Annotated in this window: 16 protein-coding genes and 1 pseudogene; 9 read left to right on the top strand and 8 right to left on the bottom strand. The window is 69.6% G+C overall.

The window, feature by feature from the left end; translation table 11 throughout:
* The first annotated feature begins 1 nt into the window (after position 1).
* Genes ACMCNK_RS12980 through ACMCNK_RS12970 form a run of 3 tightly spaced genes read left to right on the top strand, consistent with a single transcriptional unit; the run spans position 2 to position 5,155 of the window.
* Positions 2-2,728 (top strand): MGH1-like glycoside hydrolase domain-containing protein, encoded by a 2,727-nt coding sequence (locus ACMCNK_RS12980; RefSeq protein ID WP_412736658.1) that lies wholly within the window; start codon positions 2-4, stop codon positions 2,726-2,728.
* Positions 2,725-4,197, top strand: coding sequence for an alpha-amylase family glycosyl hydrolase (locus tag ACMCNK_RS12975; protein ID WP_412736657.1), 1,473 nt, complete (start codon positions 2,725-2,727; stop codon positions 4,195-4,197). The genes ACMCNK_RS12980 and ACMCNK_RS12975 overlap by 4 nt, the downstream gene beginning before the upstream one ends.
* Before the next feature lie 4 nt (positions 4,198-4,201).
* Positions 4,202-5,155, top strand: a complete 954-nt coding sequence (locus ACMCNK_RS12970) for a YihY/virulence factor BrkB family protein (protein ID WP_412736656.1) — start codon at positions 4,202-4,204, stop codon at positions 5,153-5,155.
* A 4-nt stretch (positions 5,156-5,159) separates the two neighbouring features.
* Here the strand turns inward: ACMCNK_RS12970 and ACMCNK_RS12965 are convergent, their stop codons facing one another.
* Positions 5,160-6,170 (bottom strand): acyltransferase family protein, encoded by a 1,011-nt coding sequence (locus tag ACMCNK_RS12965; protein ID WP_412740834.1) that lies wholly within the window; start codon positions 6,168-6,170, stop codon positions 5,160-5,162.
* A gap of 66 nt (positions 6,171-6,236) precedes the next feature.
* A pseudogene (locus tag ACMCNK_RS12960) lies at positions 6,237-6,479 on the bottom strand (PadR family transcriptional regulator); the annotation flags it as partial.
* An 87-nt stretch (positions 6,480-6,566) separates the two neighbouring features.
* Here ACMCNK_RS12960 and ACMCNK_RS12955 point away from each other — a divergent pair.
* From ACMCNK_RS12955 to ACMCNK_RS12940, 4 genes are all read left to right on the top strand, one after another.
* A complete protein-coding gene (locus ACMCNK_RS12955) occupies positions 6,567-6,917 on the top strand; it encodes a PadR family transcriptional regulator (RefSeq protein ID WP_412736655.1) in 351 nt (116 codons plus the stop codon).
* The gene (locus ACMCNK_RS12950) at positions 6,914-8,035 is read left to right on the top strand and encodes a hypothetical protein (RefSeq protein ID WP_412736654.1); all 1,122 of its coding nucleotides are present in this window, start codon (positions 6,914-6,916) and stop codon (positions 8,033-8,035) included. Before ACMCNK_RS12955 ends, ACMCNK_RS12950 begins: the two co-directional genes overlap by 4 nt.
* Positions 8,036-8,346: 311 nt before the next feature.
* Positions 8,347-10,392 carry an ATP-binding protein gene (locus ACMCNK_RS12945; protein WP_412736653.1) on the top strand — a complete coding sequence of 682 codons (2,046 nt, stop codon included), beginning with the start codon at positions 8,347-8,349 and terminating at the stop codon, positions 10,390-10,392.
* A 233-nt stretch (positions 10,393-10,625) separates the two neighbouring features.
* On the top strand, positions 10,626-11,696 hold the full coding sequence (locus ACMCNK_RS12940) for a glycoside hydrolase family 26 protein (RefSeq protein WP_412736652.1): 1,071 nt from the start codon (positions 10,626-10,628) through the stop codon (positions 11,694-11,696).
* Positions 11,697-11,799: 103 nt separating this feature from the next.
* On the opposite strand, the gene ACMCNK_RS12935 is transcribed toward ACMCNK_RS12940, so the two are convergent.
* Positions 11,800-12,489, bottom strand: a complete 690-nt coding sequence (locus ACMCNK_RS12935; protein WP_412736651.1) for a hypothetical protein — start codon at positions 12,487-12,489, stop codon at positions 11,800-11,802.
* Between the two features lie 31 nt (positions 12,490-12,520).
* Positions 12,521-13,243 carry a hypothetical protein gene (locus tag ACMCNK_RS12930; protein WP_412736650.1) on the bottom strand — a complete coding sequence of 241 codons (723 nt, stop codon included), beginning with the start codon at positions 13,241-13,243 and terminating at the stop codon, positions 12,521-12,523.
* A 241-nt stretch (positions 13,244-13,484) separates the two neighbouring features.
* Here ACMCNK_RS12930 and cutA point away from each other — a divergent pair, with 241 nt between their 5' ends.
* Positions 13,485-13,787, top strand: coding sequence for a divalent cation tolerance protein CutA (gene cutA / locus ACMCNK_RS12925; protein ID WP_412736649.1), 303 nt, complete (start codon positions 13,485-13,487; stop codon positions 13,785-13,787).
* On the opposite strand, the gene ACMCNK_RS12920 is transcribed toward cutA, so the two are convergent.
* Entirely contained in the window at positions 13,788-14,111 is a 324-nt protein-coding gene (locus tag ACMCNK_RS12920; protein WP_412736648.1) for a hypothetical protein, read from the bottom strand. It abuts the gene before it with no gap.
* Positions 14,112-14,729: 618 nt separating this feature from the next.
* Positions 14,730-14,915 (bottom strand): helix-turn-helix domain-containing protein, encoded by a 186-nt coding sequence (locus tag ACMCNK_RS12915; RefSeq protein WP_412736647.1) that lies wholly within the window; start codon positions 14,913-14,915, stop codon positions 14,730-14,732.
* A 213-nt stretch (positions 14,916-15,128) separates the two neighbouring features.
* Here ACMCNK_RS12915 and ACMCNK_RS12910 point away from each other — a divergent pair, with 213 nt between their 5' ends.
* Positions 15,129-15,404, top strand: a complete 276-nt coding sequence (locus tag ACMCNK_RS12910; protein ID WP_412736646.1) for a hypothetical protein — start codon at positions 15,129-15,131, stop codon at positions 15,402-15,404.
* On the opposite strand, the gene ACMCNK_RS12905 is transcribed toward ACMCNK_RS12910, so the two are convergent.
* Positions 15,386-16,069, bottom strand: a complete 684-nt coding sequence (locus tag ACMCNK_RS12905) for a maltokinase N-terminal cap-like domain-containing protein (protein ID WP_412736645.1) — start codon at positions 16,067-16,069, stop codon at positions 15,386-15,388. The two genes, ACMCNK_RS12910 and ACMCNK_RS12905, sit on opposite strands and share 19 nt — an antisense overlap.
* A gap of 29 nt (positions 16,070-16,098) precedes the next feature.
* Positions 16,099-17,619, bottom strand: coding sequence for an MFS transporter (locus ACMCNK_RS12900; protein WP_412736644.1), 1,521 nt, complete (start codon positions 17,617-17,619; stop codon positions 16,099-16,101).
* Between the last annotated feature and the right edge of the window lie 27 nt (positions 17,620-17,646).

Genomic DNA, 17,646 nt, shown 5'->3' with positions numbered 1-17,646 from the left:
CATGAGCAGCGCAGCTTCCCCCGGATCCTACGGCGCTGAGCAGCAGCGCCTTCACGAAGCCGACATGTCCGGCGCCTCATGGCGCCGATGGGGCCCTTATCTGAGCGAGCGGCAGTGGGGCACGGTCCGCGAGGACTACAGCGCGGGCGGCGACGCCTGGGCCTACTTCACTCACGACCAGGCGCGCTCGCGCGCGTACCGATGGGGGGAGGACGGCATCGCCGGGTTCAGCGACGACCAGCAGTTCCTCTGCCTGTCCGTGGCGATGTGGAACGGCCGTGACCCCATCCTCAAGGAACGCATGTTCGGCCTGACCAACGCCGAGGGCAACCACGGTGAGGACGTCAAGGAGTACTACTTCTACACCGAATGCACCCCCACCCACTCGTATCAGCGGATGCTGTACAAGTACCCGCAGGCGGAGTTCCCGTACACGGATCTGGTGGCCACCAACGGCTCCCGCGGCCGGACCGAGTTCGAGTACGAACTGCTCGACACCGGAATCTTCGACGACGGCCGCTATTTCGACGTCGTCGTCGAGTACGCCAAGGACGGCCCGGAGGACGTGCTGCTGCGGATCACCGTGCACAACCGTGGCCCGGAGCAGGCGGATCTGCGGCTGCTGCCGACCGTGTGGTTCCGCGACATCTGGTCGGCCGGGCCGGACGCGCCGCGGCCGCAACTGCGCGCGGTGCCGGGCACGCCGGCGATCGCGATCACCCACCCGCACCTCGGCGACCGCTGGCTGCTGTCCCTGGACGGCGACACACTGTTGTTCACCGAGAACGCCACCAACACGCAGCGGCTGTTCGGCACCCCGAACGCCACCCCGTACGTCAAGGACGCGTTCGACCGGTACGTCGTGCACGGCGACGAGGCCGCGGTGAACCCGGATCTGACCGGCACGAAGGCCGCCGTGGACGTGCCGTTGACGCTGCCGCCCGGCGGCAGTGCCGTGGTCCGGTTGCGGCTCACCGACACGCCGCCCGCCCCGGACGATCCCCGCTTCTCCGCGCCCGGCTTCGACGAGCTCGTCGCGCGGCGCCGCACCGAGGCGGACGAGTTCTACGACGACATCCTCGACCCCGAACTGGCCGAGGCGGAACGGCCCGTGGTTCGCCAGGCGCTGGCCGGGATGCTGTGGAGCAAGCAGTACTTCGGCTACGACGTGGAGCAGTGGCTCTCCGAACACGGCCTGGACCCGCTGGACGCGGAGGGCGTCCGCAACGGCGACTGGTTCCACCTGGTCGCCCACGACATCATCTCGATGCCGGACACGTGGGAGTACCCATGGTTCGCCGCGTGGGACCTCGCGTTCCAGGCCATCACGCTCGGCCTGGTCGACGTCACGTTCGCCAAGCACCAGCTCGACCTGCTGCTGACCCGTCGCTACCAGCACCCCAACGGCCAGCTCCCCGCGTACGAGTGGAACTTCTCCGACGTCAACCCGCCGGTGCACGCCTGGGCCACGTACCTGTTGTACGAGCTCGAGAAGGCGAACACCGGCCAGGGCGACCGCGCCTGGCTGAAGAACGCGTTCCTCAAACTGTCCAAGAACTTCACCTGGTGGATCAACCGCAAGGACGTGGACGGCCGCAACGTGTTCCAGGGCGGATTCCTCGGCCTGGACAACATCGGCGTCTTCGACCGCAGTGCCCCGCTGCCCACGGGCGGGCACCTGGACCAGGCCGACGGCACCGCATGGATGGCCCTGTACTGCCAGAACATGCTGCAGATCGCGCTGGAACTGGCCGACGACGAGCCGGTGTACCTGGAGCAGGCGCAGACGTTCCTGCAGCACTTCATGCTGATCGCGGTCGCGGTCAACCGTTCGGGCGGCAAGGCCGAGAGCATGTGGGACGAGCAGGACGGCTTCTTCTACGACCTGCTGCGCCTGCCGGACGGCAGCGCCACGAGGATGCGGGTGCGTTCCATGGTGGGTCTGCTGCCGCTGGCCGCGGCCACCGTGCTGAGTCCCGAGGTGGCCGAGCGGCATCCCGAACTGCTGAAGGGGGCGCAGGAGTTCGTGACCCGCCACCCCAGCATCGCCTCGGTGATCACCCCCGGGCGCTTCCGCGGCGAGCGCGGGCACTACCTGCTCGCGCTGTTCGACCAGCAGCGGCTGCGCCGGGTACTGGCCCGGCTGCTGGACGAGGACGAATTCCTCAGCGAGTACGGCATCCGCTCGCTGTCGCGCTACCACGCCGAGCATCCGTACGGCCTGGACGTGGACGGGCATCGGCACGAGGTGTCGTACCTGCCTGCCGAATCCGACACCGGCATGTTCGGCGGCAACTCCAACTGGCGCGGCCCGATCTGGTTCCCGATGAACGCCCTGATGATCCGTGCCCTGCTGAACCTGCACGTCGGCTACGGCGACGAATTCACCGTGGAATGCCCGACCGGCACGGGCCGGCAGATGACGCTGTTCGAGGTGGCACGGGAGATCTCCGACCGGCTGACCCGGATCTTCCTGCCCGACGAGCAGGGCCGCCGCCCCTGCTACGGCGGTCACACGATCTTCGCGACCGACGAGCACTGGCGGGAACTGCTGACGTTCTCCGAGTACTTCCACGGCGACAACGGTGCCGGGGTCGGCGCCAGTCACCAGACCGGTTGGACCGGGATGGTCGCGGTGTTCCCGAACCTGTTCGCGGGACTGGAGAGCCACGATCTGCTCGCCCATGGGATGATCGGCGTCCGGCGCACGCGACAGGAGAGGCGATGAGCGGCTGGCCGTCCCACCCGGTCGTGTACGAGGTCGACACCTGGCCGTGGCTGGCCGAGGTGGGCCGCCGCGCCGGTGCCCCGCTGACACTCGCCCAGGTCCCCGCGAAAGTCTGGGACGAGCTGGCCCCGCCCGGCACGGACGCGGTGTGGCTGATGGGTGTGTGGCAGCGCAGCCCGGCCGGTCTCGCGGTGGCCCGGCACAACGCGGGACTGCAGGACGCGTTCCGCGCCGCCCTGCCCGACCTGACCGACGAGGACGTGGTCGGCTCGCCGTACTGTGTCCGCCGGTACGTGGTGGACGACCGCCTGGGCGGCCCCGCCGGGCTGGCCGCGGCCCGCGCCGAGCTGGCCCGCCGCGGTCTGCGCCTGATCCTGGACTTCGTGCCCAACCACGTCGCCCCGGATCACCCGGCCCTGCTGGAGCATCCGGACTGGTTCGTGCGCGGTACGGCCCGGGACAAGGCCGCGGCCCCGGACGACTGGCTCGACATCCGCGGGCTGATCGTGGCGCGCGGCCGTGACCCGTTCTTTCCGGCTTGGCCGGACGTGGTGCAGCTCAACGCGTTCCGCCCGGAGCTGCGCCAGGCCACCACGGACGTGCTCGACCGCATCCTGGAGCAGTGCGACGGCGTGCGCTGCGACATGGCGATGCTGGTGACCAACGACGTGTTCGGCAAGACCTGGGGTGCGCACGTCGGGGCGGCCCCGGCGGAGGAGTTCTGGCCGACCGTCCTCGGTGAGCTGCGGCTGCGGCACCCGAACGCGGTGCTGATCGCCGAGGCGTACTGGGACATGGAGTGGGCACTGCAGCAGCAGGGCTTCGACTTCTGTTACGACAAGCGCCTCTACGACCGGCTCGCGCACGGCGACGCCGCCGCGGTGCGCGGTCACCTGTCCGCCGGGTACGACTACCAGCGGCGGCTGATCCGTTTCATCGAGAACCACGACGAGCCCCGCGCCGCCGCGGAGTTGCCCGCCGGCCGGGACCGGGCCGCCGCGGTGGCCGTGGCCACGCTGCCCGGGGCGACGCTGTGGCACGACGGACAGTTCGAGGGGCGGCGGGTGCGGCTGCCGGTGTTCCTCGGGCGGCGCCCGGACGAGCCCGCCGACGACGATCTGCAGCGTTTCTACCACCGGCTGCTCGCGGCGGCCGCAGAACTGCGCCGCGGCGACTGGACGCTGCTGCAGGTGCACGGCTGGCCGGACAATCCGACCCACCACGACCTGGCGGCGTGGGCGTGGCACGACGGGCCGCTGCACCACGTGGTGGTGGTGAACCTGTCCGGGCACGCCGCGCAGGGCCGTGCGGCGCTGCCGTGGCAGGAGTTGCGCGGGCGTGCGTGGCGGCTCACGGATCGGCTCGACGGGCGCGTCTTCGACCGTACGGGCGACGAACTGGCCGCCGACGGCCTCTTCGTGGACCTGCCCGCCTGGGGGTGTCACGTGCTCGCGGTGGAGCCTCGCTGACGCCGTGGCCGGGGTGATCGGCCGGCTGGACCGCCTGCAACAGCAGCACCGGGTGCTGGGGTTCGGGTACGCCGTGGTGCGCAAGTACCTCGACGACGGCGGCGGCCGCGAAGCCGCGCTGATCACCTACTACGGCTTCCTGAGCGTCTTCCCGGTGCTGCTGCTCGGCGTCACGGTCGTGACCCGGGTCCTGGCGGCACGGCCGGATCTGCGGCACCGGCTGGTGACCGCGATCGTGCCGCACTCGCTGCAGCCCAGTGTGGAGAGTGCGGCGGCGGCCATGCCGACCTCCGCGGTGCCGCTGGCCATCGGCATCATCGGCCTGTTGTACTCCGGCGCCGGAGTGGTCTTCTCGGCGTACCACACGCTCAACCATCTCGCCGCGGTCCCGTTCCGGCTGCGTCACGGCATCATCTCGTGGCTGCTGCGCGTAATGGTCGTTCTGGTGCTGCTGCTGTCGGGGGTGGTGGCGGTGGGCGGGCTCACCGTGGCGGTCACGGTCGTGCCCGGCGTCAGTGCGATGCCGCAGGTCGCGGCCGCGCTCGGCTCCTGGCTCATCGGGTACGGCGTACTGCTGCTGGCCGCCCGCCTGCTGCTGTCGCGTCCGGCGCCGGTGCGGGCACTGTGGCCCGGCGCCGCGCTCGGGGCGACCGCGTTGACCGTGGTGCTGACGGTCGGCGCCGCGGTCCTGCCGGGGCTGGTCCGCCGGGCGGGCGCGGTGTACGGCAGCTTCGCCGCCGTGGCGGGCATGTTCTCCCTGCTGTACGTGCTGAGCTTGGGGCTGGTGTTCGCGGCCGAGGTGGCGGCGGTGCGTCAGGGCCGGTTGTGGCCGCGGGCGCTGGACCGTGACCGGCCGACCGCGGCGGACGCCCGGGCCCTGGCGCTGCTGGCCCGCGAGCAGGAACGCGACCCCGCCGACCGGATCCAGGTCGTGGACGGCGCCGGCCCCGACCGGTGACGGGCTACGTCCGCGCAGCCGGTGCCAACGCCTTACGCATCCTGGGGCCGAGGGGGCGCTCGACGTACCGGTGCACCAGCCAGGCGGGGACGAGCATGAGGACGACCGTCGCGCCGATCAGGACCGGCACCGGCAGGCTGGTCAGCTCGTACCCGTAGCGGATGACGGTGTATCCGATCCGCTGGTGCAGCAGATAGAACGGATAGGTCAACGCGCCGGCGATCGTCAGCCACCGCCAGCCGGGGCGGCCCTTCGCGTCGAGCGCGATCAGCACCAGCATCACGTAGCCGAGGCTCACGATGAGGACAGCGGGCCACAGCGGAATGCGGAACCCGTGCGGTCCGACCCGTTCCGCGAGCCGGTGCATGTTCACCCACCAGGTCATGCCGAGGATCGCCCACAGCAGCGGGGTCGGCCCGAAGCGGTGCATCAGGTACATGGCGACACCGGCGATGAAGTACCCCGCGAACTCACCGACGGTGATCGTCTTGAGCAGCGGCACGTCGAGCGACGTCGCCGCGCAGGCGGCCAGCATCCAGCTCAGCAGGAAGATGACCGTCCGCTGGTACGTGACGCCCCGCGCGACGACGATCGCGAACAGCAGGTAGAACCGCAGCTCCGCCCACAGTGTCCAGTACACGTTGTCCACGGCGGGGACCCCGAGCGGCTCCTGCAGTATGGTGAAGTTGACGCCGATGCCGGCCCAGGACAGTGGCACCCGCTGCGGTATGTGACCGCTGATGGGCAGCAGGAAGGTGACCGCGGTGGTGAGGACGACGCCGGTCCAGTACGCCGGGTAGAGCCGGCTCGCGCGGGAGGCGAAGAAATATCGCAGCGTCCGCCCCCAACTGCTCATGCAGATCGCAAACCCGCTGATCATGAAGAACAACTCGACGCCGAGGAAGCCGTAGATCGTGACCCGGCTGGCGTGGGGCAGGAAGTATGCGGGCGTGTGGACACCGTCGAGCGCCCAGTACGCGGTGTAGTGATGGACCGCGACCGCGAGCGCGGCGATCAGCCGCAGTCCGTCCAGGGCGGCGAGCCGGGGCGCCTTGACGGCCGACGGGTGGGGCGGCGCCGCCGCGCGGCCGGTGGCGGTGAGCCGGTAGTAGCGCCGCGCCCGTCCGTCGGCGATGTACTCCCGGTCGACCTCCACGAGCCGGCGCTCGGCCAGCCGGTCGAGGGCGCCGTACAGCGTGCCGGGCCTGAGCTTGACCTCACCGGCGGACAGCGTGGTGACCTCGCGGATCACCGCGGGGCCGGACCGGGGGCCGTCGGCCAGGGCGGTGAGGATCAGGGGAGCGGGTGACAGGACGGCTGGCATGCTCGGGGAAGCTACAACCGCCGGTATATAACGTCAACCGTACTATCCGTTTGACGTTATATAGCGGCGGCTGTAGTGTGTCCGCCCATGCAAGAACCCACGTTCTTGATCCTCACCGCGCTCGCGGCCGAGCCGACGCACGGCTACGGCGTGATCCGCGCCGTCGACACGCTGTCCGGCGGCGACGTCATCCTGCGTCCCGGCACGCTGTACGGCGCCCTGGACCGTCTCGCCGAGCAGGGCCTCGTCGAAGTCGACCGGGAGGAAGCCATCGACGGGCGGCTGCGCCGGTACTACCGGCTCACCGACAGCGGTGCCGCCGCCCTCGCCGCGCAGGTGGCCCGGTTGCGCCGCAACGCCGACGCGGCCGAGGCCCGGCTGCGACGACCCGCCGGACGGCCCGCCCTGGGCGGCGCGCAGTTCGGGATGACCGGATGACGGCATCGCTGACGCGGCACGAGCGCCGCTACCGCCGGCTGCTCTGGGCCTACCCGGGCCCCTACCGCCGTCAGCACGGCGCCGAGATCATCACGACGCTGCTGGACATGGCCGAGGGCGGGTACGGCGGGCCGACCGTGGCCGAGACGCTGCATCTGGTGGCCTGCGGCATTCGGCAACGCTTCCGGCTGCCCCTGCGGCGGCCCTTTGCCGTACTCGCCGCCGTGCTGGCCGCGATCGCCCTGGGCGGCCTCGCCGCCCCCGGCGGTACGTGGCTGGGCTGGCAGACGGGCGCCCGGTTTCCCTCCAACGACCAGGTCGGTGCCGTGACCGCGGCCATGCTGGGCAGCGACCCGAAGCAGGTCCCGGTCCAGTTCGAGCGGACAGAGATGGACGGACCGGCCACCGTCGCCAGGGTGTTGACGGTGATGTCGCCCTACTCGCCCGACCGTGTCCGAGCCGCCATCGCCGCCGACGGCTGGCAGCTCACCTCGTTCACCGCAGCACCGCAGCGGATAGGCGTCGGCGCGGAGGACTTCCAGTCGTTCACGGACTTGTTCGACGACGACGACGCCGAAATCGTCACGGCGGGGCAGCAATGGCTCAGCTTCACCGCCACGAAGGACGGGCTGCTGCTGGAAGGCTTCATCAACACCACCGTCGACGGAAACCAGTACATGCCCAACGACACCACGGACGCCCGCGTCGACGTGTGGGCCCTCGCGCCCCCCGCCGTGCGTCCCTTGACGGTCGCCGGGCTGCTGCTGGGTGCGCTCGCCGGATGGCTGTTCGTGGCCGCGCTCACCGCCCGGGTCCGGCAGACCGGCCGAGCCCACCGCGCGGCAGTGGCCGTGCTCGGCGTGACCGCCGCCGTGGCCGCGGCCGCCCCCACCCTCGATCTCTACACCCACCTGTACAAGGTCTGGGTGTACGACAGCGCAACTCTGCCGTACGTGATGTACACGATCAGCGACCAGCTTCCGGAGTATCTCGTCCCGGACGGCACCGTCGTCGCGGTGGTCGCCCTTTCCGCCGCGGTCCTCATCGCGGTGTGGGGATCGCGTAAGCGATCCCGCCGACCGCATCAAGCCCCGGACGGCCCGCCGACCATGGCCTGACCTCGACCGTCACCGGGCCGATCACGTTTCTGGGGTAGACCGAAACAATCAGCCGTCCCGCCCCGACCAGGGTGTTATAACGAGAATTGACGGTCTCGGAAAACAGACATCGATGGGCGTTCAGCCGTGCCGATGCAAGATATGGATGGACCGTTCAGCCGCGCTGCAGGATCCGACAGCGGGTGGGCGGACCCGTGGATCCCGCGTACGCCGGCCATTGCCGGAAGCAAGCGGCGACGACCACTGTCGAGGTGCGGCATCGTCCTGATCCGGGCGTCCGACGGCGCGGATCTCGTGAGCGGGGCGCGGACATGAGGTCGCGCAGGCGGCTGTGGGGCCGCACCGGACCGGTCACCGTCGGCGGGCTGATGAACCGGGCGTTCACCGTGCTGATCGTCATCGTTCTTGTCACCGGTCTGGCCGGGTTGCTCTCGTCCGCGCCGGCGTTCCTGGTGATCAGTGGCCCCCTGACCCGTGTGATCGAGGCGAGCGGCGCCCAAGCCGCGGTGCGTGCGGTCCTGACGCAGGCGCAAACGGGTCTCGACGGCTACCTGCTGACCGGCGCAGACACCTACCGGGCATTGTATGAGCAGGCCAAACGGCAATATCCCGGCGCGATGGAGGACTTGCGGTCCGCGGCTGCCGACGTCGTTGCACGCCAGGTCGACGAACTGGACGCACAGGCGACCCGCTGGTGGGCGATGGCCGACCCGCACATCCCCGGGACCCCGGGCTCGCCGCCGTCCGACCAGGAGATCATCGCGATTCACGAGCAGTTCGCCCGGGAAACCGCCGCGAGCCGGGCGATCAACGCCGCCCTTGCCGCCCGGGTGGCGCAGATCAACCGCACCAACGATGTCATGAACGCGGTTTCCTTGGTCATGCTGATCACCACCATTGCGGTGGGCCTGATCCTGGGGGTGCGGATCGGCAGATCGACGACCCGGCGCATCACCGCCCCGCTGGCGCAGGTTCTTGACGTCCTCGACCGGTTGGGCCGCGGCGACCATGACACGCGTGTGCGGCTCGACGCGGCCCCGGTAGAGGTCGGCACCGTCGCCGCAGCATTGAACGCGAACGCCGACGCAGCAGCCACGGAGCGCGCGATGCTCAGGTCCTTTCAGCTGCACAGCGCGGCGGTGCGGCAGCACCTCTCCCGCGCGCACGCGGTCGTCGCGGCGGTGCAGGCGGCCGGTGAACTGGTTGATGCGGACCACGCGGTGATCCGGATGGTCCCGGACGAGGGCGGGCCGTCGGGGCCGCACGTGTGGAGTGCACCGAACGCCGTCGGAGACCCGGCCCCGCTGGCCGCGACACCGGCGGAGTGGCTCGCCGCCGGCCCGGCTACGGCCTTCGTCGCCGAACCCGACGGAGGTCCGCGGCCCCCCGAGGCGGAGGTCGCCGCGCTGCGGATGGCCGAAGCCGGGCCGGTGATCTCGGTGGCGTTCGGCGAGGGCAGCGAACCGGTCGGCCACCTGACCGTCATCAGGCGGCAGGGGCGGGCAGCCTGGCACCCGTACGAGGTGCACTTGGTCTGCATGCTCGCCGCCGATCTGGGGCGGATCCTCACCCAGGCCCGGCTGTTCGAGCACGCGAACGAGCTGGTGACCCGCCTGCAGGAGGTGGACGCCGCCAAGACGGAGTTCCTGTCCACCGTCTCCCACGAGCTGCGTACGCCGTTGACCAGCGTGTCCGGCTACCTGGAGGTCATCATCGACCAGGAGGCCGGGCCGCTCACCTCCATCCAGGACCGCATGCTCGAGGTGATCGACCGCAACGTCGGACGCCTCCGGCGGCTCATCGAAGACCTCCTGATCATGTCCCGGATCGAGGCGGGTCGTCTCGTGCTCAACCGCGAGCCGATTGACCTCGGCGCCGTGATCGAGTCGGTGTCCCAGGTGGTCGAACCGACCGCGCACAAGACCGGCGTCACGGTGACCCACGAGATCTCCGAGCCGATCATGATCAACGGCGACATGTCCCACCTGGAACGCGCGATCATCAACCTCGTCTCCAACGCGGTGAAGTTCACCGGTGACGGCGGGACCGTCACCGTAACCGCGCGCACGGAGGGGCCGGAGGCGGTCATCGTCGTCCGCGACACCGGCATCGGCATCCCGGCCGCGGATCTGCCGTACCTGTTCACCCGGTTCTTCCGGGCCAGCAACGCCACCCGTCAGGCCATCCCCGGCACCGGCCTCGGCCTGGCCATCGTGTCGACCATCGTCGAGGGACACGGTGGGACGATCACGGTCGACTCGCGCGAGGGTGTGGGCACCACGATGACGATTCGCATCCCGCTCAGCGAGGCACCCGCGGCAACCGCCGCCACGGCCAACACCGTCGGAGCAAGCTGACCGCGTCCCACCCTCATCTGCCCCCATCCGGACTTAAGGAGCCGAACCAGGCGTCCAGACGCCGGTTCGCCGTTCGGTGGGGGCTCTATCGGCCGCCCAGGGCATCGGTCGGGACGAAAGTATGAGCTGCAACCGTTAGGAAACCTTCCAGGACCCGGGGGTGCTCCCCCTGACCCCGAATCTTCTTCATGTGACCGGCCGACGTGGGCCGGAACAAACGGGGGAGATTCGTTTTGGGTCGCAAGGTTCGCAAGGTCGTCACGCTGCTGGGTGCGATGCTGGCCGGGACCACCGCGGTGGTCGGCGCGGCCGGGGCGGCGCACGCCGCTCCCGCGTCCTCGGCCAAGCCGAAGGCCAAGCAGCAGTGCGTCACCGGCGACAAGCTCGTCCCCACCTGCGGAGTCCTGTGGGGCGCCGCCGCGGGCGGCTTCACCTCCGCCCCCCGCGACGCCGAACTGAAGAAGTGGGAGGCCCTGTCCGGCCGGACCGCGTCGATCTTCCACACCTACCACAAGGGCGACGAAGTCTTCCCCACCCAGAGCGAGATCGCGATGACCACCGACCCCGCCCACCCCCGGGCGCTGCTGGTCAACTGGAAGATCGCCTACGGCTCCACCTGGGCCAAGGTCGCCAAGGGTGAGCAGGACAAGCGCATCGACGCGTTCGCGAAGCGGATCAAAACCAGCTACCCGCAGAAGTTTTTCCTGGTGCTCAACCACGAACCGGAGAACGACGTCATCGCCCGCAAGGGCTCCGGCATGGAAGCCAAGGACTTCGCCGCCATGTACCGCCACACCATCACCCGGCTCAAAGCGCAGGGTGTGACCAACGCGGTCAACGTGCTCGCCTACATGGGTAACGAGAAGTGGATGGCCCAGTCCTGGTGGAAGGACCTGTACCCCGGCGACGACGTCGTCGACTGGATCGGCCTGGACTCCTACGTGTCCGCGGAGAAGGGCTACTACCACTACGGCCAGTTCGCCGACCTGCTCGACCGCAAAGCGTCGACCGGTAAGGGACTGGGCTGGTACGACTGGGCCGTCACCAACCACCCCAGCAAGCCGATCATGATCGCCGAGTGGGGTGTGTACCACCGCATCGGCCACCCGGTCGACAAGACCGCCGGCTACAACAGCGTCCTGCCGGAGCTGGCCAAGCGCCCCGGGATCAAGGCCATCGTCTACTTCGACACCAAGCACGACGACCAAGGCGACCGCGACATCAGCATCGACAGCACACCGGGCAACCTCGCCGCGTTCAAGAAGCTCGCCGCCAACCCGCTCTTCAACGTCAAAATCGCCTGACAAACAACAGCGCGTTCCACGAGCCGCCCGGCGACACACCGGGCGGCTCGTGCCGTTCGCCGCTCCCGCCGGGTAAGCCAGATTGGCCGCGACGGACGGCCACTCAGGTCATCGCGTCGACCTTGAACTGGGAACCATTCCCGTCCGGCCCGGACGTGCCGTCCGCGCCGAGGTCGCCGTTGGCCGCGGACGCCCCGTTGTTGCCGCTGGCGTTGCAGCCCCAGAAGTTGCAGCCGCCCTTCCCGCCTTCGCCGCCCTTCCCGCCGATGCCAGGCACTCCCCGCACTCCCGGATCGCCGCCGCGGCCGCCGGGGATCGGGCGCGGGCCGTCGGACAGGTTGTAGTTCTTGTACCAGAGGTGCACGGTGCCCGCGGCGCCGCCGGCACCGCCGTGGCCGCCGTTGCCGGCGTTGCCGCCGCGGCCGCCGTCGCCGCCGTTGGACCCGTCCTCGCAGCCGTGGCCCAAGCCGCCGTCACCGCCGTCACCGCCATGGCCGCCGTCACCGCCGTTCCCGCCGCGGCCGCCGTCGCCGCCCCAGGCCTTGAACACGATGCCGCCCTCGAAGGTGCTCACGGTCACCATGAGAATCCTGCCGGGCAGGCCCGGTCCGCCCCAATCACCGTTGCCGCCGTTGCCCCCCTGCTGGCCGGCCTGGCCCGGGGTCGATTTGGAGTCGCCGAAGAAGCTGCAGATCGCGGTCTTGCCGTCGAGCGCCTTGCCGACGTCCGACCCGGCCGGGGCCGCCGTCTTGTCGGCGCCCTTCTCCCCGAACATGTCCCAATCCGTTGACATGGTGGTCCTCCTGGTCTCGTCTCTCGTACCGTCAGGGCAGCTCGACGGGATGGGCGTCGATCACGTCGTCGAGGAGTTCGAGGGCGTGGTCGGAAATCACGTGCGACAGGTTGAGCAACCCGCCGCGCAGACGGCCCATGACGTCGATGGTGAGGAAGCTGGAACGCTGCACGATCCGTGCGCCGTTGTAGGCGACGAAGTTGCCGGCCCAGAGGTGGTTCAGGTCCTTCTCCAGAACGAGGGTCGCGCCACTTTCCACGACGATGTCCCGGAACAGCAATGTGGTGAAGTGCGACGACAGGTCGGCAACGAACTTCGGCAGCGGAATCCTGAGCTTCATCGACGAGAACTCCGCGGACACGTGCCGGGACGGCGGCGAACCGGCCGCCATGTCGCTGAGCTGGTCGGCGACCGGCGGCCAACTGATGTGTGTGGGCAGGTGGGCGTCGGGGTCGATCACGCTGAGCATGTTGTGCAGCGCGGCCATGGTGAAGCCGCCGATCCGGCCGTCGTCGTCCGGGTGGGACAGATCGACGAGACCGCCGACGTCCTCGACCCGCTCGAAGGCTCTCTCGTCGGACAGCCGTGGCGGCGAGTCTCGCATCGTGCCGAATGCTCGGTGCAGGGCGGCGGCCGTCAGCGGGCGGAGCCGCAGCGCGGTGAGCCCGTCCTCCTCGGCCCGGTCGGTGCTGAGCGTGACGGTCTCGCCATCCTTGACCAGCAAGGACGGCCCGTTGTCGCTGGGGAAGAGCATGGTGAACCCTCCTGGATCTGTCCACTCTCGGCGGACCTCAGGGCGGCTTGGGACACCAACTAGGAGGGCACCACCCGGCGCGCTGATACGCGCCGCACCCACCGTCTACGCAGCTCGTCGGCGGGTAGCCGGATCCTGGCGGTCTGCTTCGGGGGTGAGCACCCCGCCGTCGAATGGCCGCTGGCTGTCAGATGTGAGGGTGGGGATCGCTAGGCTTCGGCGCGTGACAGGGATTCTTCAGGTGACCACTGCCATCGACAATGAGGAAGCTGCATCTGCGCTCGCCGAGTTGGCGGTCCGTGCACGGCTGGCGGCCTCCGCACAGGTGTTCGGGCCCGTCAGGTCCGCATTCTGGCATCTCGGGGAGTTCGGTACGAGCGTTGAGTGGACCGCGGTGTTGACGACGACTCAGGAGCGGTACCCACAGGTCGAGGAGTTTCTGCTGGCGAATCACCCTTGGCAGAACCCGCAGATTACCGCGGTCGCGGTGGTCGCAGCATCGGCGCAGTGTGTGGCGTGGGCGCAGCGAGAGCTGGCCGGGTAGTCATCGGCCGACGTCGAGTTCGGCCTGAAGCTCACGCATCGGCCGCGCTGCGACGACCCCTGAGGCCATGGCCAGCGTCCGCCGCAGCTGCAGTGCCGGGCGGGCTGAGGCGACGCCCGACGTGAGCCGATGCGCTTGGCTGATGGAGGCAGCGGCGAGGTCCAGTTCGCGCCCGTGCAGGTAGGCCTCTGCAAGCGCGAGAAGGTAGATGGCCTTGTCGCGGGCGTAGGCATCCGGGAAGGCGCGGAGTGCTCGATCGAGCGGAGGAACGGCCCGCAAGGGTCGCTGGAGTGCGGACCAGCACCGGCCCGTCATGATGTCCAACTCCTGCCCGCAGCGGCCCACCGGTCAGCGCGAAGGACCAGGCCGCGCGGTCGTGGACGAGTGCCCGGACTTGGGGCGGAACGCGATCGTCCATGGCCTCGACGGAGGCCTCGGCAAGGCCGACGTCCGGGTCTCCGGCGAACGCCTTCTGGTAAGCGTCGAGCGCGAGGGCGTTCGCGAGGAGCGCGGGGTCATCCGCCTCGGCGGCGGCCTTGTGGCTTGTCCGGTACAGCGCCGTTGACTTGTCGGTCCAACCGGCGTCGAAGGCAGCCCATCCGGCGAGCTGCGTCTGCTCCGACAGCACGGCAAGGAGTGCATGCTGCGTTCCAGAACTGCACGCGGACGTTGCGAGGAGACGTTCCGTGGTCTCGACCTCGGCAAGGTACAGATGAAACGTATCCGCACCGCCGAGTGAGTCATCGAGGCGGCGGAGCTCAGCGGTCCGCTGAACGAGCATCGCGACCTCGGCTGAGCCGATGCGTCGGCCGCTGCACCCCGCCGCGATGGCGGGAGCGCCGAGCGAAGAAACGCCGCCGGCGACGATAGCCTTCAGCAGTCCGCGCCGGTCCATGTCGTTCACAGTACGGCGCTTCTCGCGGCCTGCCGTGGCCAATGCGATCAAGAGACCGTTGGCAGAAAGTTCGCGGTCGAGTGCCGCGGCCAGGTCCGGCGAGGGCATCCGGCTCCGGTCTCGGCGTGGCCGACAGCAGCCTTACTCCAATGGATCTTCTGGGAGAGTGCGTGCAAACTCATCCCGGCCTGGTTTCGTAGGGCTCGAAGGGTGTCGCCGAACTCGCTATCCACGTGGGCGCCTCCTGTAGACGGCCGTAGACGCAATGACCGTGCCGCTCTGCCGTCGATTGCGGGACGCTGTCATCAGGCGAGCGCGGGGGCGACTCGAATCCTTCCCGCTCACGCCGCCACCAGCGGAGAGGGGTGGAGACATTGGCGACTACCACCGGGAATGAACACTTGCGAGTTGTCCGTCCTGAGGAGACAAGAGCGGAAATTGCGATCATGATTGGCGATCACGCCTCGATTCTGCTCGATGTTGGCGACCGGAACGACGAACCGCCGTGCTTGTGCATCCAGGGCAACGGCGTTCAGTTGCTGCTCTTCCCACACGGGTGGTACGAGCTCGGCGAAGTCCGTCCTTGTGATCTTGAGCGTCCCGCCGACCTCGTCACCGATGCCATGCGTTGGCGTGACGCCATCCAGGGAAAGCGGGAGGCCCAGCAGGAAGCATCGGCCGAGTCGACCGAGGTGGGGCTGGGCTACCGTGGCGACTCCTGAGAGGCGCGAGGGCCGGGCTGGAGGACGGCCAGCAGCCCTTGCGTGTGGGTGTCGTCCGGCATGTGCCACGAACCGGCGACATGGCCGGTCGCTTCCGCGGGACGGGCGGGGGTGCCGCCCTGGGTGGGACGCAGGACCCTGTGCAGGCGCAGGGTAGTTCCGTGCGGCCCGGCCAGCTCCGTACCGGTCCGGTCGTCGACGGGAGGGGCCGTGAAGTCCGCGGCGGCGAGCTCGCCGCGGACACAGGAGCGGGTGACCTCGCGGTCCGGGGTGTCGCTGACATTCTGGTTCTGGGCCGGGGCCCGGCCGTCGATCAGGGCCAGCAACTGGGCGACCAGCACCGGGTCATGGCACCCGTCGTACGCCCAGCGCCGCCCCAGCACGCCGTGCTCCATCGTGCCGACGAGGGCGTGGTCGGCCCCGGCGAGCGGGGCGCCGCGGTAGGTCATCGGCACGAGGTACGCGGTCGGCTCGGTGCGGGCGCTGTCGGTGACCACGAGGAACTCGATCCCCACCACACCCTCGGGGTCGTCCAGCCGGAAGCCACCGGCCTTCGCCAGGTCCGGCGCGCCCGTGCCCGCGGAGTACCAGGGCCTGCCGGGCAGCCAGGCGGTGAGCAGTTCCAGCTTGTTCGGCGTGAGGTTGGTGTTGTGGATGACGGCCATGCCGAGCATTCTGTCGCCCCGCGGTGAAATCAATCCGCCCTGGGGTCTGGCGACGCTGTGCGCTTGTCTGCGGGCGGCGCGGTGAATCCCGGTATACCGCTTTCATTGCGTTTCGCGCTCGGATGGGGAGTGGTCGGTAGTGAGTCCGCTGCCGGGGCGGCGGGGCGGGTGTTCGGCAGGAACGCGGATGCCACGAGCCCGGCGAGCCCGATCGCGGCCAGTACGGTGAGCGCCAGCGCGTACGACCGTTCCGGGGTCTTGGTGATGCCGGCGACCAGAATGGTGCCCGCGATCGCGGTGCCCAGCGACGATCCGAGGTTCGAGACGCTGCGGGACAACCCGGAGATCTCGCCCTGCAGTTCGTCCGGGAACGCGGACTGCACCACGTTCACCGACGGCGTGAGCATGGCGCCGACGCCGAACCCGATCAGGAACAGCCCGGGCAGGTACACCCAGACGCCGGAACCGACCGCGTTCAGCACGAGGAACAGCACGATGCCGGTGACCGTGATGATGAAGCCCCCCATGACCAGGGTGCGCTGGGCGCGCCGTTTCGCGAAGCGTTCGGCGGCCGCCGACGACAGCAGCAGGCCGACCGTGGCGGCGGTCAGGATGAGGCCGGTCTGGATCGGGTTGTAGCCGTGCACCACCTGCAGGTAGGCCGACACGGTGAACGAGATGCCCATCAGTACGAGCCACTGGATGTTCTGGGTGACCAGGCCGAGGTTCGAGGTGCGGTTCTTGAACAGCTCGGTGGTCAGCAGCGCCTCGCGGCCCGAGCGCTCCTTGGCCCGTACGCCGGCGAAGAACCAGGCGAGCACGAGCACACCGGCGACGATCAGTCCCAGCATGAGCCAGCCGTTGTTGTCGGCGGCCAGGATGCCCATGACGATGAGGACGAGCCCGATCGCGGACAGCACCGCGCCGGTGATGTCGAACGGGCGGGCCGGGTCCGCGGGCACCGGGTCGCGTACGTCGCGCCGGCTCAGCAGCACGATGACCACGATGATCGCCGCCTGGAAGATGAACGCCGCACGCCAGCTGATCGCGGTGGCGATGATGCCGCCGATCAGCGGGCCGGTGGCCGCGCCGATGCCGCCCATGCCGTTGATCGCGCCGAACGCCCGCGCCCGCGACGTGATGTCGCTGAACAGCATCGTGGTGAGGATGTAGACCGGCGGGATCAGCAGTGCCGTCCCCACGCCTTCCAGCACCGAGTACCCGATGATGAGGATCGGCAGGCCCTGGGCGAACGAGCTGATCAAGGCGCCGAGGCCGAACACGGCGAGGCCCAGGTTGAGGCACCGTTTGCGGCCGTAGCGGTCGGTCAGCTTGCCCCCGGGGATCATCAGCGCGGCCATGACCAGCAGGAACAGCGTGATCGCGAGCTGTACGCCCTGGACCGTGGTGCCGAGGTCCTTGGCGATCTCGTTGATCATCACGTTCATGTTGGAGCCGGCGAAGCTGCAGATGAACTGCGCGAGCGCGAGCGGGATGAGCACCCGGCGCAGGGCGCTCGACGGGCGTCCCGACGTGACCTGCTCAGTCATGCTGTACCTGCTTCCGTGCGAGTCGGC

It is taken from the genome of Krasilnikovia sp. MM14-A1259, from assembly GCF_047159535.1.
Classification (GTDB): Bacteria; Actinomycetota; Actinomycetes; order Mycobacteriales; family Micromonosporaceae; genus Actinoplanes.
The sequence above is the reverse complement of the archived record's forward strand: the minus strand, read 5'-3'. Positions and strand labels throughout refer to the sequence as shown.

Bases quoted from the DNA above. Each gene is read 5' to 3' on its own strand.
- ACMCNK_RS12935 (WP_412736651.1), bottom strand. From the start codon at position 12,489: ATGTCAACGGATTGGGACATGTTCGGGGAGAAGGGCGCCGACAAGACG.
- ACMCNK_RS12910 (WP_412736646.1), top strand. From the start codon at position 15,129: ATGATTGGCGATCACGCCTCGATTCTGCTCGATGTTGGCGACCGGAAC.
- ACMCNK_RS12945 (WP_412736653.1), top strand. From the start codon at position 8,347: ATGAGGTCGCGCAGGCGGCTGTGGGGCCGCACCGGACCGGTCACCGTC.
- ACMCNK_RS12975 (WP_412736657.1), top strand. From the start codon at position 2,725: ATGAGCGGCTGGCCGTCCCACCCGGTCGTGTACGAGGTCGACACCTGG.
- ACMCNK_RS12930 (WP_412736650.1), bottom strand. From the start codon at position 13,243: ATGCTCTTCCCCAGCGACAACGGGCCGTCCTTGCTGGTCAAGGATGGC.
- ACMCNK_RS12955 (WP_412736655.1), top strand. From the start codon at position 6,567: ATGCAAGAACCCACGTTCTTGATCCTCACCGCGCTCGCGGCCGAGCCG.
- ACMCNK_RS12950 (WP_412736654.1), top strand. From the start codon at position 6,914: ATGACGGCATCGCTGACGCGGCACGAGCGCCGCTACCGCCGGCTGCTC.
- ACMCNK_RS12980 (WP_412736658.1), top strand. From the start codon at position 2: ATGAGCAGCGCAGCTTCCCCCGGATCCTACGGCGCTGAGCAGCAGCGC.
- ACMCNK_RS12905 (WP_412736645.1), bottom strand. From the start codon at position 16,069: ATGGCCGTCATCCACAACACCAACCTCACGCCGAACAAGCTGGAACTG.
- ACMCNK_RS12900 (WP_412736644.1), bottom strand. From the start codon at position 17,619: ATGACTGAGCAGGTCACGTCGGGACGCCCGTCGAGCGCCCTGCGCCGG.